The sequence below is a fragment of the Nocardia sp. CA-136227 genome (genome assembly GCF_050955695.1).
Lineage (GTDB): Bacteria > Actinomycetota > Actinomycetes > Mycobacteriales > Mycobacteriaceae > Nocardia.
The window spans coordinates 3,185,723-3,201,363 of the sequence record NZ_CP192081.1; the positions used below are offsets into that span (position 1 = coordinate 3,185,723).

General features: G+C 70.1%; 16 protein-coding genes. 11 read left to right on the forward strand and 5 right to left on the reverse strand.

Annotated features, from left to right (window positions below):
* Positions 1–73: 73 nt before the first annotated feature.
* Complete coding sequence (locus tag ACQP06_RS14685) at positions 74–1,108, reverse strand: NAD-dependent epimerase/dehydratase family protein (RefSeq protein ID WP_433672714.1); 1,035 nt, start codon at positions 1,106–1,108, stop codon at positions 74–76.
* Positions 1,105–2,772 (reverse strand): fatty acid CoA ligase family protein, encoded by a 1,668-nt coding sequence (locus ACQP06_RS14690; protein ID WP_433672715.1) that lies wholly within the window; start codon positions 2,770–2,772, stop codon positions 1,105–1,107. Before ACQP06_RS14690 ends, ACQP06_RS14685 begins: the two co-directional genes overlap by 4 nt.
* 311 nt (positions 2,773–3,083) lie before the next feature.
* On the opposite strand from ACQP06_RS14690, the gene ACQP06_RS14695 reads away from it, so the two are divergent.
* The 4 genes from ACQP06_RS14695 (at position 3,084) to ACQP06_RS14710 (ending at position 7,754) form a co-directional block, all read left to right on the forward strand.
* Complete coding sequence (locus ACQP06_RS14695; RefSeq protein WP_433672716.1) at positions 3,084–4,130, forward strand: 3-oxoacyl-ACP synthase III family protein; 1,047 nt, start codon at positions 3,084–3,086, stop codon at positions 4,128–4,130.
* Positions 4,131–4,134: 4 nt separating this feature from the next.
* Positions 4,135–5,040 carry a hypothetical protein gene (locus ACQP06_RS14700; RefSeq protein WP_433672717.1) on the forward strand — a complete coding sequence of 302 codons (906 nt, stop codon included), beginning with the start codon at positions 4,135–4,137 and terminating at the stop codon, positions 5,038–5,040.
* A gap of 205 nt (positions 5,041–5,245) precedes the next feature.
* Positions 5,246–7,258, forward strand: a complete 2,013-nt coding sequence (locus ACQP06_RS14705; protein ID WP_433672718.1) for a LuxR C-terminal-related transcriptional regulator — start codon at positions 5,246–5,248, stop codon at positions 7,256–7,258.
* Positions 7,259–7,346: 88 nt separating this feature from the next.
* Entirely contained in the window at positions 7,347–7,754 is a 408-nt protein-coding gene (locus tag ACQP06_RS14710; protein ID WP_433672719.1) for a hypothetical protein, read from the forward strand.
* A gap of 7 nt (positions 7,755–7,761) precedes the next feature.
* Here the strand turns inward: ACQP06_RS14710 and ACQP06_RS14715 are convergent, their stop codons facing one another.
* On the reverse strand, positions 7,762–8,571 hold the full coding sequence (locus ACQP06_RS14715; RefSeq protein ID WP_433672720.1) for an SDR family oxidoreductase: 810 nt from the start codon (positions 8,569–8,571) through the stop codon (positions 7,762–7,764).
* Between the two features lie 48 nt (positions 8,572–8,619).
* Positions 8,620–9,696, reverse strand: a complete 1,077-nt coding sequence (locus tag ACQP06_RS14720; protein WP_433672721.1) for an alpha/beta hydrolase — start codon at positions 9,694–9,696, stop codon at positions 8,620–8,622.
* A 218-nt stretch (positions 9,697–9,914) separates the two neighbouring features.
* Between ACQP06_RS14720 and ACQP06_RS14725 the strand changes: the two genes are divergently transcribed.
* On the forward strand, positions 9,915–10,691 hold the full coding sequence (locus tag ACQP06_RS14725) for an ArsR/SmtB family transcription factor (RefSeq protein ID WP_433673329.1): 777 nt from the start codon (positions 9,915–9,917) through the stop codon (positions 10,689–10,691).
* Positions 10,692–10,712: 21 nt separating this feature from the next.
* Here the strand turns inward: ACQP06_RS14725 and ACQP06_RS14730 are convergent, their stop codons facing one another.
* Positions 10,713–11,474 (reverse strand): 3-hydroxyacyl-CoA dehydrogenase, encoded by a 762-nt coding sequence (locus ACQP06_RS14730; protein ID WP_433672722.1) that lies wholly within the window; start codon positions 11,472–11,474, stop codon positions 10,713–10,715.
* A gap of 303 nt (positions 11,475–11,777) precedes the next feature.
* Between ACQP06_RS14730 and ACQP06_RS14735 the strand changes: the two genes are divergently transcribed.
* The 6 genes from ACQP06_RS14735 to ACQP06_RS14760 all read left to right on the forward strand — a co-directional run bounded on the left by ACQP06_RS14735 (position 11,778) and on the right by ACQP06_RS14760 (position 15,621).
* Entirely contained in the window at positions 11,778–12,440 is a 663-nt protein-coding gene (locus tag ACQP06_RS14735; RefSeq protein WP_433672723.1) for a hypothetical protein, read from the forward strand.
* Positions 12,441–12,456: 16 nt separating this feature from the next.
* Entirely contained in the window at positions 12,457–13,332 is an 876-nt protein-coding gene (locus tag ACQP06_RS14740) for a MinD/ParA family ATP-binding protein (protein WP_433672724.1), read from the forward strand.
* Positions 13,329–13,997, forward strand: a complete 669-nt coding sequence (locus tag ACQP06_RS14745) for a hypothetical protein (protein ID WP_433672725.1) — start codon at positions 13,329–13,331, stop codon at positions 13,995–13,997. Before ACQP06_RS14740 ends, ACQP06_RS14745 begins: the two co-directional genes overlap by 4 nt.
* A 127-nt stretch (positions 13,998–14,124) precedes the next feature.
* A complete protein-coding gene (locus ACQP06_RS14750; RefSeq protein WP_213556317.1) occupies positions 14,125–14,415 on the forward strand; it encodes a hypothetical protein in 291 nt (96 codons plus the stop codon).
* A complete protein-coding gene (locus tag ACQP06_RS14755) occupies positions 14,415–14,726 on the forward strand; it encodes a hypothetical protein (RefSeq protein WP_357083512.1) in 312 nt (103 codons plus the stop codon). The genes ACQP06_RS14750 and ACQP06_RS14755 overlap by 1 nt, the downstream gene beginning before the upstream one ends.
* Before the next feature lie 67 nt (positions 14,727–14,793).
* Entirely contained in the window at positions 14,794–15,621 is an 828-nt protein-coding gene (locus ACQP06_RS14760; protein ID WP_379278698.1) for a hypothetical protein, read from the forward strand.
* Positions 15,622–15,641 lie beyond the last annotated feature (20 nt).

Sequence of the window (15,641 nt, forward strand, 5' to 3'; positions counted from 1 at the left end):
CTGCGCTGTATCCAGCCATGCTAGCCGGTACCGCGCGTAACACAAGGTTTCGCGGAGAGCGCCCGAACGCTGGTCAGCGGGTGGATCCGGCGATCACCCCCGTGCGGTGGATCCAGGATTTCAGTTCGGTCATGCCGGTGTCGCGGTCCATAACGGGCCGGTATCCGAAATCGCGGGCGGCGGCCGAGGTGTCGTAGGTGCCGGTGCGGGTGAGCACCGCCACCGAGTAGCGCGACAGCGGCGGGGTCCAGTGCTCGGCGAGATACGGGACCCGCCGGATGTTTTCGATCGCCGCGACCACCAGCGCCACCAGATGCGGGTCCAGCGCCCGGCCCGGCGGCGGATACCCGAGGTCGGCGGCGACCTCGGCGAGGAACCCCCACACCTCGGTGCGTTCGGCGTCGGCGATGAAATACGCTCTGCCGCCGACATTCTCGCTGGCCGCGGCCTTGACCATGGCGTCGACGATATTGTCCACGTGGCACAGCGAGGCGTGGACGCCGCGCCCGCCCGACAGATCCGGCAGGGTCCCCGCCGCCGCCCGTTCCAGGAGCCGCACGATCGGCCCGGACCGATCGCCCGCGCCCCAGATGGCGCGCGGCCGCAGCGCGCAGGTGGTGAAGCCGGGCGCATCGGCCGCCAGCACCAGGCGTTCGGCGGCGGCCTTGGTCTCGCAGTAGTGGTTCAGATAGCGCGACGGATACGGAACCGACTCGTCTATATCGATCTGGTCGCCGCCGTCACGATCCATCAGCGCGCTCGGACTCGACACGAACACGAACCGGCGGGCGCCACCGGCGGCGGCCGCGGCCAGCAAACGCGCGGTGGCCGTGGTGTTCTCGGCCCAGAAGCGGGCGCGGGTGCCGCGCTCGTCGACCCGGGCCGCACTGTGGAACACCGCGTCCACGCCCGCGACCGCCCGCTCCAGGGACGCCGGATCGCCGAGATCGCCGACCACCCGGTGAACGTGGTCCAGCACCGGGGTCAGGTCGCGCAGATCGCTGGTGGGCCGCACCAGAATCGACACCTCGTGCTCGCCGTCGCCGACCAGGCGGCGGGTCAGCGCGCCGCCGAGGAACCCCGAGGCCCCGGTCACCAAGACCTTCATGACGCCCCCTGCCCGAGCTGCTTGTCCGCCCACACCGTCAGCCGTTCGCGGCCGATCTTGGCGTTGTGGCGGATGTCCACCGGGAAGCGGGGATGGAACAGGAACTCCGTCACCGGCTTGGTGATCTCGAATTCGTCGCGCCGCCCGCGCAATTCGCGCTCGACGGTGTCGCGGTCGGCCCCGGGCTCGAGTTCGACGCACAGCACCGGCAGTTGCTCGCCGCGCGTGCCCACGCCGACCAGCGCGCTCCGGGCTACGCCCGTGACCGTGTTGAACACCTGCTCGACCTGGACGGTGAACATCGGCCCGTGCGCCGTCTCCAGCCGTTGACTCTTGCGGCCGCAGAACCGGATTCGTCCCGCGTCGTCGAGCCAGGCCAGATCGCCGGTGCGATGCCAGATCACCTCGTCGTCGGTGACCTTGCCGACCCGGTCCGCGGTCGGCGGCCAGAAGTAGCGCGTGCTGACATTCGGCCCGGACACCACCAATTCCCCGATCCCGAGCGGGCCCGCGAGGCCGCCCCGCCCCTCGACATCCGACCAGTCCGGCAGCGGATCATCGGTGATGGGGATGATGCGCGCTCGCACGTGCAGCGCGGGCGCGCCCACGCAGACGCCGTGCCCGGTGTGGGCCTGCGCCACGAGTTCGCCCAGCAGTTCCCGGGATTCGATGGTGGCCATGGGCAGCGCCTCGGTCGCGCCGTATCCCGAGTACACCTTGGCGTCGGTGGGCAGCACCTCGCGCAGTCCGGCGATGCAGCTGTCCGGCACCGGCGCGCCGCCGGAGTAGACGCTGCGGATGCTCGGCAGCGCGGCCCCGGTGCGGCGGATGTGGTCCAGCAGCGGGATCAGCACGGCGGGGGAGGCGAACATGGTCCGCACCTGGAACCGTTCGACCGCGTCCACGACATGCGCGGGATCGGTCGCCCCGACCTTGGACGGGATCAACGGCGGTAGCACGCACCGGGATCCGAGCAGCAGTTCCAGGATGCCCGCCACCGGTGCGGTGATCAGCGAGGTCTCCGGCGCGACGTGCTCGCGCGCGGCGTCCACCTGGTCGATCATGGCGGCGAGATTGCCGTGGGTGAGCACCACCGCCTTCGCGGGCCCGGTGCTGCCGGTGGTGTAGGCGATGAGCAGCGGCTCGTCATTCGGGGCGGGCTCGCGCTCGGGCAGGGCGGAAGCCGGTGTGCGGCCCCAGCTCTCGAGGGTGGGTCCCTGCCACCAGGAGCGGCCCACGGTGACCGCCACCCGCACCTTGCGGAAGTAGGCGCGGAACACGATGCGCAGCGCCTGCGCCTCGGTGACCCCGACGAACGCCTCGGCGTCGGCGGCGCGCAGGCAGCGCAGCATCTTGAACAAGCCCATGCCGGGGTCGATCACCACCGGCACCGCGCCGATCTTGAACAGTCCGTACAGCACCGCGTACAGCTCCGGCCCCGGCCGCACCAGCACGATGGTGCGCACGCCGCGGCCCACGCCGGCCGCGAGGAACCGCTCGGCAATGGTGTCCGACCACGCGTCGAGTTCGGCGTAGGTGAGTTGCCGGTAGTCGGGCAGGCCGGCCCGGGTGCGGCCCTCGGCATGGATCACCGCCGCCCGGGAAGGATGCTCGGAAACGATATCGGTGAATCGATCCAGGGCGCGCCAATAAACAGTGGGCAAGGAATGCGACACACTTCCCCCAGGGAATTGTCGAGGAATGCGAGGAATATGTCGGTGAGGCTACACCGGGCTCTCCGCGGCCGCTAGCCGTGTCGATTCGAATTCGTTTGATATACAACGGATTTAGTGTGTCTCGCGGTACCGACACCGGTTACTCCGCACCCCCTATCCCACCCCTACGGGGAATCGAAATACTGTGTACAACAGGCTGATCCGTGATCATCGCCCCGTTCGAGTCCACCCCTCCGTGCGGTAGCTTTCCAGTCGGCATCGGGGCCTACGGAAATCCACCCGAGAGAGCAGGGGGCCACATGCGTACACGCTTCGAATCCATTGGCGCGTATACACCCAGCACCATCCGTTCCACCGAAGACGTCATCAATGCCCTATCGGTACCGCGGGCCTTGGATCTGGAACGAATTACCGGAATCAAGAATCGCCGCGTGCACAACAGCGACCCCGGCGATTACGAATCCTCATTCGTGCTCGCGCAGCGGGCCATCGAGGATTGCCTGGAACGCTCCGGCTACGCGGCCGAGGACCTGGACGTGATCATCTCGGTCTCGATCACCCGGTTCACCGCGCCCGGGCAGTACTGCTTCGCCCCGTCGTTCGCCGCCCAGCTGGGCGCCGCCATCGGGGCGGGCAGAGCGCTGCACTTCGACCTGTCCAACGCCTGCGCCGGGATGATCACCGGCGTGCTGGTGCTGGACCGCATGATCAAGGCCGGCGTGGTGCGCCGCGGCCTGGTGGTCAGCGGCGAGCAGATCACCCCCATCGCCGAGACCGCCACCCGTGAGATCTCCAAGCCCTACGACCCGCAGTTCGCGGCGCTCACCGTCGGCGACGCCGCGGTGGCGGTGGTGGTCGACGACCGCGGCGACGATGACGACGAGATCCACTACATCGAACTCATGACCACCTCGGCCGGTGCGGAACACTGCATCGGCATGCCGAGCGACAAGACCACCGGCATCGCCATGTACACCGACAACCGGGCACTGGCCAGCGAATCCCGATTCCTGCAGGGCATTTCCCGCATGGCCGACTTCCTGTTCGAGACCGGCCGCGCCTGGGAGAGCGAGAAATACGACTACTGGATCCACCACCAGTTCAGCGGCCCGGCCATCGAGTACATCAGCTCGCTCACCGAACGCCATTTCGACACCCCCATGCCGCAGGCGCTCAATATCTACGCCGAGTACGGCAATACCGCGTCCACCTCCCACTTCCTGGTGCTGCGCGAACACCTGGCGCAGGGGCGAATTCCGCGCGGCTCCAAGGTACTGCTGATCCCCGAGGCGTCCGGGGTGGTCTCCGGTCACCTCGCCGCGACGATCTCCCGGCTGGAGGCCTGAATCCATGAGTACCGCAATCGTTTCCGCGGCCGTGTGCACCGACGCCGACACCGGCAGCTATTTCGAACTCGCCGCCCGCGCGGGGCGGCAGGCGCTGGCCGCCGCCGAGATCTCCGCCGACCGGGTCGGCCTGGTGATCAATGCCGGGGTGTTCCGCGACAGTAATATCGCCGAACCCGCCGTCGCCGCACTGATCCAGAAGCGCCTCGAGGTCGGCCTGGAGTACGCGACCGGCCGCCTGCCCGCCTTCTCCTTCGATCTGCTCAACGGCGGCACCGGGGTGCTGCACGCCCTCATGACCGCGCACTGCTTCACCGGGCTGGGCGATGTCGAGTACGCGCTCATCGTGGCCGGGGACACCCACCCCACCACCGAGCGCGGCCGGGAGGACTTCCCGTACACGGCCAGCGGCGCCGCGATCCTGCTGCACTCCGCCGGTGACGGGGGCGGTTTCGGCCGTCTCTACACGACAGGGAGCACCGGTCCGCTCACCCCGACCGCCTGGGCCGACCTCGAAGCCGCCGGAACCGCGGGCCGCGGTGCGCTGACCGTGCGCGCCGCCACCTCCGATCCTCTGGATCTCGCCGAAACCGTGCTGCGGGACTGCCTTTCCGGCGAGGGCCTCGAGCCCGGCGACTTCGCCACCGGCGCGGCGGTGCTGCTCGCCCCGGCCCCGGTCGCCGGATTCCGTGAGCGCGTGGCCTACCGGGTCGGGGTGCCGTCGGCGGCGGTGGCCGGAGTCGATCCCTTCGCGGGCGACCCGTATTCGGCGGGCCCGGTGCACGCGTATCTGAGCGCGGCCGGCCAGGGCATGCTCGACGAGGCCCGGTCCGTGGTCTTCCTGGGCGTGGACGGCGACGCGGCCGCGGCCCTGGTCTACCGTCCGCGAGTGCTCGCCCCCACCTCCTAGGGGAAAGTGAAATACACTGTTTGGCAGTAGATTTCGAAACCCGCTGTGCCCCGGCTGATCCTGGGCGTCCACACGCCCTCGCTGCAATGATGCCGCTCGCGCACACCGAAGCTCGCCGTGCCATGTCCGTCAGCCGGGCGCCCGCGATTCGGTGAAGGGACCTCAGATGGCACGGTCGGTCGGACGGGACCGAGGGGGATTACCGGTGGGGGCCGGTGTCGGGACACGGACGGCCGAGGCCGAACGGCTGCGGGTCGCGCGAGCGGCGGCGGTGCTGGGCGAGCGGGCCACGGTGGCCCGGCTCGCGGCGCTGACGGACCGCGCGCCGGGCGAGATCCGCGTGATCATCGCGGAACTCGCGCGCGCCGGGTTGCTCCTCGGCGACTGCCGCCCGCACCCGGACATGGCGGCGCTGGTGCTGCGCGAACTGCCCGTCGAGGAGTGCCGCGCGCTGCACGCGGCCGCCGCCGAACTGCTGTGCCGGGAGGGCCTGCCCGCGGTCACGGTGGCCGCGCATCTGGTCGAGGCGGGCGACGCCCGCGGATCGTGGGCGGCGCAGGTGCTCCTGGAGGTCGCCGACCGCGCCTTCGAGGCCGACGAACTCGACAGCGCCGGAACCTATCTGGAGCTCGCGTACCGGGCCAGCCGCCGCGCCGACGAACGGGCGGGCATCGCGACCCGGCTGGTCGCGGTGGAATGGCGGATCAACCCGTCGGGGCGCACCCGCAACTTCGGGCGGCTCAAGGCGGCCCTGCGCACCGGGCGGGTGCCGTGCCCGGAACTACCGATGACAGTGCTGCAGATGCTGTGGCACGGTCACATCCTGCACGCCGACCACGCTCTGCTTCGGCTGCGGCGCGAGGCGGACGCCGCGCTCGGTGATCGGCTCGACTTCCTGGGCGCGTGGCTGCGCTACACCCACCCGGTCCAGGCACAGCGGCACTCCTGGCTGCGCACTGTCCCGCGCGCCGCCGCGTCCGGCTCGCCCGCACGGCAGCGTGATTCGGCGCACCGGCAGGCCGCCGCCCTGCTCGACGGCCTGTGGAAACAGCGGCCGCCGGAGGAGACCGCCGCCGCGGCGCAGCGCGTGCTGGCCCAGCACCGCCTCGCGCTCGACACCGTCGAAGTGCTGGTGGCCGCCGTGGACTGCCTGCTGCACACCGATCGCCTCGACGCCGCCGACGCCTGGTGCGCGTCGCTGCTCGCGGAGGCGACCGCGCGGCGCGCCCCGACCTGGCAGGCGCTGTTCGCCACGGCCCGCGCGGAAACGCTGCTGCGCAAAGGCAATCCGGTCAAGGCCGCCGGGCACGCCACCGCCGCGCTGAACCTGCTGCCCGCCGAACAGCTCGGAGTGTGGCTGGGCCGGGCCGTCGCGGTGCTGGTGCGCGCCCTCACCGCGCAGGGCCGTCACGTCGAGGCCGCCGCCCAGCTGGAACGCCCGCTGCCGCTCGCGGTGTTCGAAACCCGTTTCGCGCTGGGCTATCTGCGCGCCCGCGGCGAGCACTGCCTCGCCATCGGGTTGCTCGACGAGGCCGAACGGCATTTCCGCCGCTGCGGCCGGCTCATGACCGAGTGGGGCCTGGACTTCGCGTGGCTCGCGCCGTGGCGCAACGACCTGGCCGCGGTCAGCCTGGCCGCGGGGGAGTCGCGGCAGGCCCGCGCCCTCGCCACCCGGCACCTGGACGCGATCGGCGGCGCCGAACGGCATCACAGCGGCGGGGTGTCGCTGCGACTGCTGGCCGCCACCGGCGACCCGCTGCGCCGGGTCACCCTGCTGCGGCGCGCGGCCGCCCTGGCCCGCTCCGGCGGCGACGAACTCGAATTGGCCACCGTGCTGGCCGATCTCGGGGCCGCCTACCGGGCGCTGGGGGAAGCCGATCGGGCGCGCCCGCCCTTGCGCGAGGCGGCGCGGCTCGCCGAAACCTCCGGCGCGGAACCGCTCCTGACCCGACTGCAGGTCGACTCCGGACCGGGATCGCGAGACACGCTGGGCGGCAGCGGCTTCGAGACACTGAGCCCGGCCGAGCGGCGCGTCGCCGAACTGGCCGCGAGCGGGAACCGCAATCGCGATATCGCCGAAACCCTCGACATCACCACCAGCACGGTCGAGCAGCACCTCACCCGGGTGTACCGCAAACTGTCCGTCGCCCGCCGCAGCGAACTGCGATTCGCCCTGGCAGCCCGGACCGCGACGAGCGGAAGGACCGCCACCGGCTGACCCGGATCAAGGTCGGGCATCGATTCGGGTGAACCCCCGCGGCCCCGCACGGGCACTCCTATCGTGAAGCCATCCGGAAGGGGTCGTCATGGCGGCAACGGACAAGATCCTCATCATCGGCGGACTGTTGACCCTCACCTACGGGACGCTCCTGGGATATCCCCTGGTCGCGCTGCGGCAGCGCGAGGGCAATCCACCGGCACCCCGCTATCTCGATGTCGCCCACGTCGGGGCCATTCTGCAGGGTGCGCTGGTGCTCGGCCTGGTCTGGGCGGCCCGGCTGTCGGATCTGCCCGACGGCTGGAACATCACGGCCGCTTCGCTGGTGGTGGCCTCGGGCGCGTTCATCGCCGCCAAGGACACCATCAACTGGCTGACCGGGGTCGAGGACGAATTCGCGGAGAAGGCCAAGACCATGCCACTCGGTCTGGCGGGCGCGCTGACCTTGACGGTCGGCCTGATCATCTTCATCGTGGGCGACCTGGTCGCGCTCTGAAGCGCGGTCAGTGCAGCGAATCGGCCTTGCTGATCCAGCCGACGATCGCGCGCGTCACGAACGGCGGGGACAATCGCTGCGCCAGACCGGTGAGTTTGGTCTGTAGTCCGACCAGTACGTGCGGGCCGCGCAGTGGTCCGCGGCCGGACGCGGTCCGCCACACCGCTTCCGCCACATCCTGCGGGGTCAACCGCACGCCGAGGGTGGTCGCGGATTTCGAGCCGCGGCTCACCTCGGTCATCATGTCGGTCGCCACGAACAGCGGCAGCAGATCGCTGACCGTGATCCCGTACTGCCGCCACTCCAGGTCGAGGGCCTCGGTGAGGCTGCGTACCGCGGCCTTGGTCGCGCCGTACACGGCCAGCCCGGGCTGGCCGTAGAGCGCCGACGCCGACGCCAGGTTGATCACCCGGCTGCCCGGCGTCCGCCGCAGGTAGGGAAGCGCGGCATGGCAACCGTTGAGGACGCCCTTCACATTGACGTCCACCACGCGGTGTTGACGCTCCACGTCGATCTCGCCGAACGCTCCCGACACCAGGATGCCCGCGTTGTTGACCAGCAGATCGAGACGACAGGTCGCCCCGGCGAATTCCTTCAGCGCCCGATCCCAGCCCGACGCGTCGGTGACGTCGAACGCGCCGGTGATCGTGTGCCCGCCGATCTCCGCGGCGGTGCGGGCCACCGCGTCGGCATCGATGTCATAGAGACCGACCGTCCAGCCCTCCCGCGCGAAGCGGGCGGCGATGGCGCGGCCGATTCCGGCGGCCGCGCCGGTGACGAGGACGGCGGGGCGGGAAGCGCTGTCGGGCTGGGACATCGGAGCCTCTCGGATCGCGGGATCGGGGCTGGCCGCCGGTGTTCGCGATCAGGCCGCGCTGCGGCCGAGGCGACCCGGATCGATCATCGCACGATGGAACTCGGCCGCGTCGCGGGCGGCATCACGGCCGTCGGCGAGCAGATCCGCGCCCAGGTGGATGAGGGTGTGCGGCGCGCTGGGCCGGATCTGCAGGCGCAGCGACACCCCGGCCGCCTCGGCCCGGCGCGCCACCGCGAGCGCGTCGGTCAGCAGCATCTCCCGGGACCCGACCTGCAGGAAGATCGGTGGCAGACCGGTGAAGTCGTGATTCACCACCGACCACGCCGGATCCAGCTCCCCGTCCACCGCGATACCGCGGCGCACCACCATGTCCGGCCCGAGCGCGGGCAGCACCGCGTCGTCACGGCTGTTCGGGTGCGCGAGACGGGCGGTGGAGTCGAAATCGGCCCACGGCGAGGTGACCGACAGCGCCACCGGCAACGGCAGCTCCCGCTCACGCAGCGTGAGCGCCAGCCGCAATGCCAGCCCGCCGCCCGCGGAATCGCCGGCCACGATGATCTTCTCCGGCGGGAAGCCCTCATCGAGCAGGTGCCGGTACGCGGTGAGCGCGTCCGCGAGGCTCTCGTTGGGGTGCGCGTCGGGCAGCTGGCGGTAGTCCACGGTCAGCACCGGCAGCTCGCTCAGCGCGGCCAGGCGCGCGGTGTGGCGGCGGTAGCTGTGCAGGCCGCCCGCGATGAACGCGCCGCCGTGCAGGTAGAGGATGGCGGCGTCGCGGTCCACGCGCGGATCGGGAACCGGTGTGCTCCACAGCCATTCGGCCTCGAAGTGCTCGAAGCGCAGGGTCTCGCGACGGGTGCCGCGCGGGGTGCCCATGACCCGGGCGGGCTGCTCGGACAACCGGGTCACCCGGAAGATCAGGTTGGCCGGACGCGGTCCCAGGTCGGCGACCCAGGCTCCGGCGCGCAGGAACTGCTGCAGCGTGGTGCGCAGGACGGGGTGCACGAGCCGGGTCCCGATGCGGGCCGGGGGGATCGTCTCCACGATCACCGAGGACGCGGGGCTCACCGCGGATGCGGGATCCCCGCCCGCGGGCACGGGGTGTGAGGGCTGCGGCGTGGTCGCCACGGGCACTCCTGTCCGCGCCACGGCAGGAGGCGCTGAAGAGACAACGATGTCGGTTCGGCTGAAGGCCGTTGACCATCTTGACCGCTGAAACGCGGATTGTCATGTCCGAGAAGGAAATTCCCACGTAATCGGGGGTGCGTCCCCGGCGTGTGCGCCACTCCCGTTGACTTATGCAGGTAAATGCCTGCATAATTTGAGCCGTGCAACCCGAACCCGACATGGACACGGTTTTCAAGGCTCTGGCCGACGCCACTCGGCGGCAGCTGCTCGACCGGCTGCGTGAGCACAACGGTCAGACGCTGCGGGAACTGTGCGAACGGGTCGCGATGGCCCGGCAATCGGTGACCCAGCACCTCGACATTCTCGAGCGGGCGGGGCTGGTCACCGTGCTACGCCGCGGCCGCGAACGGGTGCACTACATCAATCCGACCCCGATTCACGACATCGAACAGCGCTGGATCTCCGTTTTCGACCGCCCCCGGCTGGATGTCCTGCGCGCCATCAAGAACCAGGCAGAGGAGTACGCGATGACCACCACCGTGCCGAACTACGTCTACGTCACCTATATCCGCGCCAGCGCCGAGCAGGTGTGGAAGGCCCTGACCGACGCCGATCTGACCGCCCAGTACTGGGGCCACACCAATGTGTCGGACTGGCAGGAGGGTTCGCGCTGGGAGCACCGCCGCGTCGACGGCTCCGGCAAGCTCGACGTCGTCGGCACCGTGCTCGAGGCCGACCAGCCCACCCGCCTGGTCGTCACGTTCGAGGACTCACCGCAGGAGGAGCGCTCGCCGTCGGTGGTGACGTTCCTGATCGAGCCGCACCAGGATATCGTCCGGCTCACCGTCACCCACGAGAATCTGCCGAACGAGGAAATGCTACAAGGCATTTCGAGCGGCTGGCCCGCCGTGCTGGCCAACCTCAAGTCACTGCTGGAGACCGGTGCGGTGCTGCCGCAGGCCCCCTGGGAGATGGAACAGGCGGCACACGCCTGATCCATCCACCCGTTCCGCTGCTTAGCGCGGGGCCATGCGGATCGCGCCGTCGAGGCGGATGACCTCACCGTTGAGCATCGGGTTCTCCACGATGTGGCGGACCAGCGCGGCGTACTCGGCCGGGTCGCCCAGGCGCGAGGGGTGCGGCACCTGCGCGCCGAGCGCGTCGATGGCCTGCTGCGGCAGGGTCGCGAACAGCGGGGTGTGGAACAGACCCGGCGCGATGGTCATGACGCGGATCTTGTACGAGGCCAGGTCGCGGGCGACCGGCAGGGTCAGGCCGACGATGCCGCCCTTGGAGGCGGAGTAGGCGGCCTGGCCGATCTGGCCGTCGTACGCCGCGACCGAGGCGGTGTTGACGATGACGCCGCGCTCGCCGTCGGCCTCCTCGACCGCGGACATGCGCTCGGCGGCCAGGCGGATCACGTTGAACGTGCCGATCAGGTTAACGTTGATGATCTTGGAGAACGCCTCCAGCGGGAACGCGCCCTGCTTGCCGACCGTCTTGACGGCATTGCCGATTCCCGCGCAGTTCACCGCGATTCGCAGGGTGCCGAGTGCCTGAGCGGCATCCAGCGCGGCGCTCACGTCCGCCTCGCTGGTGACGTCGCCGGGGGAGAACACCGCGCGGTCACCGAGTTCTTCGGCGAAAGCCTTGCCGTCGGACGAGGGAAGGTCGAGGATAACGACCTTCGCGCCGGCCGAGTGCAGTTCCCGCACGGTGGCCATGCCCAGTCCCGACGCGCCGCCGGTCACAACCGCGACGATATCTGCTGTCTTCACAAATCCTCCAAAATTCTTGGTCTTGTTAATGTAGATTCCGCTCGGATCGCAGGGAAGACCGCCCCGTCGGCGTGGCGTTCACGAGACCGTACGAACCCTGCTACTCGCGCGCACGCGCGGATTGAACGGAGTGTCGTCCGGCGCGTCGAGTCGTTGGAATCCTGTTCATGCGAGAGAATTTCCGATCGGGACCGTTCGGACGCGGAGCCGGTGGCGACGTGGTTCCGGCGGACTCACCCGGTACCACCGATCACCGACGACAACACACCGTCAGCCACGACCGACCGCCGAGAGGGTCAGACGATGCCGAGCGACGTGCCCGCAGCGGGAATGTTGAAGTCGTACAAAAAACAATCGCGCTGGTACCCGTCCCTCGACCCGGCCACCCCCGAACCGCCCGGTCGCGATGCGGCCCCCGAGACGCCCGCCTTCGACGAGAGCGCCGGCCCGGCCCGCTACCCGCACTACATTCACGACACCGAGCCCGAGGTCGAACTGCCGCCGGTTCCCGAATCGGTGCTGCGGCACAATCGCTTCGACGGCACCTGGTCGGACTGGATGACCGAGACCGGCGAGACCGCCTCCTACACGCCGCCGCCGCGCTACCGCGGCAACACCGTGATCGAATTCCCCACGGACAGTGGTGAACCCGTCATCCCGGCCGTCGACACCACCGCGCAGTGGCGTGAGACCTTCGAGACCCCCGAACCCGCACTCGCCCAACGACTCCCGGATCGGCGGCTGCTCACGCTCGCCTTCCTGATCGTTGCCATTGTTTTGCTGGCCATCGTCGGCGCGGTTGCCCTGTATGTGCTGAATTCCCATGGCGGCGCAGCGCAATCCCTCGGCGAACCCGGCGCCGGAGCCGGTTCTCACCCGATCGCGGTCGCGGCGGCGTACAACGAGATGACGGCCCCCGCGATCATCGGCGACCATGGACCCACCGCGGGCGTTCCGGCCGGATAAGAAGAGAGCGGAGACAATGGATCAGGACTGGAGCCGCTGGCTCGACGAGGTGCCCGAAGTGGGCGAATCGTCGGGTCGTGCCGCGCGTTCCAAGACTCCGGTGGTGCGCTTGCGCAAGCGCCGTGGCGATTCCGGTGAGTCCGGACCCGCCCCGCGCCCGATTCTGGTGGTGGGAGGCTGCGGTGGTGCCGGGACGACGACCACCGTGCTCGGCATCGCGGGGGAGCTGGGCGCCGCCGGTGACCGAACCGTGGCCGTGGACGGCACTTTCGCGGGCAGCGATCTGGCGCTGCGAGGCGCTGACGAGCATTTGAGTCCGATCAGCCTGCAGGACTGGCTCTACGGCCGCGGCGACGACGAGCCCGCGCCGCTCAAGGAGTGCCTCTCGCGGGCGACATCCGGAATCGGGCTGCTGTGGCGCGATCCCGCGCCGCTGCGCCGCCGCGCCACCTACCTGACCGTGGCCCGCGCCCTGGGGGAGTCCGGGTACACCCCGGTTTACGACGGCGGCAATCCGATCGCCAGCCGGCACCTGCGTCCGCTGCTCGAGGACGCCGATATCGCACTGGTGCTGGCGATTCCGGCGCGCGTGGACGCCGCCAACCGGCTGCGCGTCACCCTGGAGTGGCTCGACGACCAGTTCGGCGGGCAGGGCGAGGGCCCCGGCGACGGAATTGTCGGCGACACCACGATCGTTGTCTCACATCAGTTGCCTGCCAGCGATTCTCGAATCGCTGAACATTTGCGCGAGCATCTGGACGGTTGGGTGAACGAGATCGTCGAGATACCCTATGACGCACACCTCGCGCGGGGGGAGCTGGTGCGGCACAGCGAGCTGGCCGCCGAGACACGCCGCGCGTATCGCCGCCTGCTTGCTGGAGTGGCATCATGACCGCAGCCATGAAGGAACGCCGATCCGCCGACCGGAACATCGATTCAGGGGCCGCTCTCGCGGCCGGTGTGGTGCCACCACCGGAAGCCCGCCGCGCACCCCTGTGGGACCGACCCGTACCCGGTGGCGGCCGGGCGCCACTGGTGTGGCTGCTCGGCGTGCACGGCGGCGCGGGCGCGACCACCCTCGCGCATGTGCTTGCGCCGGCGGCGGATTCGTACCGGCGCTGGCCCGGCGTCTTCGAACGGGAGTCCCCGTTCGTGGTGCTGGTGGCCCGCGAGACCATCGCCGGGCTCACCCGCGCCCACGACCTGCTGCGCCAGCATCACGCCGGACTGGCCGGTTCGTGTGAGGTGCTCGGGCTGATCACCGTGGCCGCGCGCCCGGGCCGGATGCCCGCCGAGATCCGCCGCTACCGCGACGTGGTCGGTTCGCTGGCCGGTCAGGTGTGGCAACTGCCCTGGCACGAGGAGTGGACGCTGGTCGAAGCCGACCAGTTGCCCGTCTGGTCGCCCGGCGACCCGCCGCCGGTGCAGCGCAAGCGCAAACCCGATCCGTTGGAAGAGGTTACGCAGGCTGTGCGGGATCTGGGCGCGGGCATCGTGGCCGCCGCCCAGGACGCGCTCGACTCCCCCCGCGACGTGTTCGCGGACCGGGGGGAGTGATCATGAACACCCTTGGATTGCATTGTGCTGGAGAGATTTCCGAAGTAGGCGCTGCCTCCGGTTGGACGGCGGGGCCGGTGATCGGCGAGATTGTTACTAGCAGTTCGCTTTTGGAGAAGGACAGACAATGAGCATGCTCCTCGCCGTACATGACGCGTACGGTCAGATCCTCGCCCAGGTCGGTAATCCGACCCCCGAGGCGCCGCCCGCGTCGGACAAGTTGCTGAAACTGGTTCGGTACTTCACCTGGTTCGTACTGTTGTCGGGAATCCTGGGCATCACCTACGCCGGTGGCCGGTTCGCCTGGGAGAAGTGGACGGGAGGCGGTTTGGAGTCCCCGAAGATGGTGGCCGGCGCGATGATCGGAGGCATCGTCGCGACCAGCGCGGGCACGATCATGAACGCAGTGATCACCTAATGCCCGCCGCGCTGGTGCCGCAGGCCCTGCACGCCGCGCTCTCCACCCGCGCGGACGCGGTGGCCGTTCTGGCCTACAAACAGATGCCGGCCGATGTGCTCCGGCCGATGATGCAGCTCATCGACTGGCTGCTGTGGTGCGTCCTGCTGTTCTGCCTGGCCTGGATGATCCTGGCGGCGGGCCGGCTGTGGTACGCGTTCCGCGGCGACCTGGCGGCCAACGAAGCGACGCACGGGGTGGTGATGAGCCTGCTGGGCGCGATCATGGCGACCTCGGCCAGCGGCATCGCGCTGGCCCTGCTGCCGACCTGAGGGGCCGGTCAGCTGAATTGACCACCCGCACACATGCTCTTGTAAACGACACCGTGGAGGCATTGCGATGAGCGAGAAGGAGTCGCCCGAGCGCGACGGCGTCTCGTTCGGCGTGATCGCCTCGGCCGCCCTGGTGGCGGTCATCCTGATCGCCGGCCTGGTGGTCTACTTCGGGCACGGTGACGCCAAGCCCAGCGCCAAACCCGACCCCGGCGCGACGCCGGCGACCTCGGACACCGGCGCCACCGGATTCGCCTCGCCCGAGGTGGATCTGTTCGGCCGTCGCATCGACATCCCCAACAACACGGCGGGCCAGCCCCTGCCGCAGGAACCCGGCAAGCAGCGCAAGGCCACCGACACCGACTGGCTGACCGCGGCCCCGCTGGGCATCACCGACCCGCACGGCTGGCAGCGGGTGTACGGGGCGTCGGTCCCCTTCTCCACGTCCGACGGCCCGGCGCGCCTGGAAAACGGCCTGGCCGTGGGGTATTCGCACACCCCGCAGGGCGCGGCCCTGGCGGCGGCGCAGATCACCTACCGGCTCAACGCCCGGCCCGCGGACCGGGAGCTGTACGTGCGGCAGGTACGCGTGCCCGCCGAACAGCTCACCGCCTACGACCAGGCGCTGGCCGATCAGCGGCTGCCGAAACAGCAGCCCGAGAAGGTGACCCGCTACCTGGTCGCCCCCGACGGCTTCCAGGTCGAGAACTATGCCGACGACATGGCCATCGTGCGGCTCGCCGCGCGCGGGCCCGTCGTCGACAGCCGGCAGTTGTGGGCGGCGGTGCGCCTGATCATGGTCTGGGACGCCGGCGACTGGCGGCTCAAACCCTCCACGTCGCGGACTTCGCAGACCGAGTACGTGGATTCGCTGGCGGGGTGGACCCGTTGGTGACGACAACAGCTCCCCAGGTG

Excerpts from the sequence above, each read along its gene's own strand:
- ACQP06_RS14685 (WP_433672714.1), bottom strand. The coding sequence starts at position 1,108 with ATGAAGGTCTTGGTGACCGGGGCCTCGGGGTTCCTCGGCGGCGCGCTG.
- ACQP06_RS14695 (WP_433672716.1), top strand. The coding sequence starts at position 3,084 with ATGCGTACACGCTTCGAATCCATTGGCGCGTATACACCCAGCACCATC.
- ACQP06_RS14700 (WP_433672717.1), top strand. The coding sequence starts at position 4,135 with ATGAGTACCGCAATCGTTTCCGCGGCCGTGTGCACCGACGCCGACACC.
- ACQP06_RS14710 (WP_433672719.1), top strand. The coding sequence starts at position 7,347 with ATGGCGGCAACGGACAAGATCCTCATCATCGGCGGACTGTTGACCCTC.
- ACQP06_RS14715 (WP_433672720.1), bottom strand. The coding sequence starts at position 8,571 with ATGTCCCAGCCCGACAGCGCTTCCCGCCCCGCCGTCCTCGTCACCGGC.
- ACQP06_RS14725 (WP_433673329.1), top strand. The coding sequence starts at position 9,915 with ATGGACACGGTTTTCAAGGCTCTGGCCGACGCCACTCGGCGGCAGCTG.
- ACQP06_RS14735 (WP_433672723.1), top strand. The coding sequence starts at position 11,778 with ATGCCGAGCGACGTGCCCGCAGCGGGAATGTTGAAGTCGTACAAAAAA.
- ACQP06_RS14740 (WP_433672724.1), top strand. The coding sequence starts at position 12,457 with ATGGATCAGGACTGGAGCCGCTGGCTCGACGAGGTGCCCGAAGTGGGC.
- ACQP06_RS14745 (WP_433672725.1), top strand. The coding sequence starts at position 13,329 with ATGACCGCAGCCATGAAGGAACGCCGATCCGCCGACCGGAACATCGAT.
- ACQP06_RS14750 (WP_213556317.1), top strand. The coding sequence starts at position 14,125 with ATGAGCATGCTCCTCGCCGTACATGACGCGTACGGTCAGATCCTCGCC.
- ACQP06_RS14755 (WP_357083512.1), top strand. The coding sequence starts at position 14,415 with ATGCCCGCCGCGCTGGTGCCGCAGGCCCTGCACGCCGCGCTCTCCACC.
- ACQP06_RS14760 (WP_379278698.1), top strand. The coding sequence starts at position 14,794 with ATGAGCGAGAAGGAGTCGCCCGAGCGCGACGGCGTCTCGTTCGGCGTG.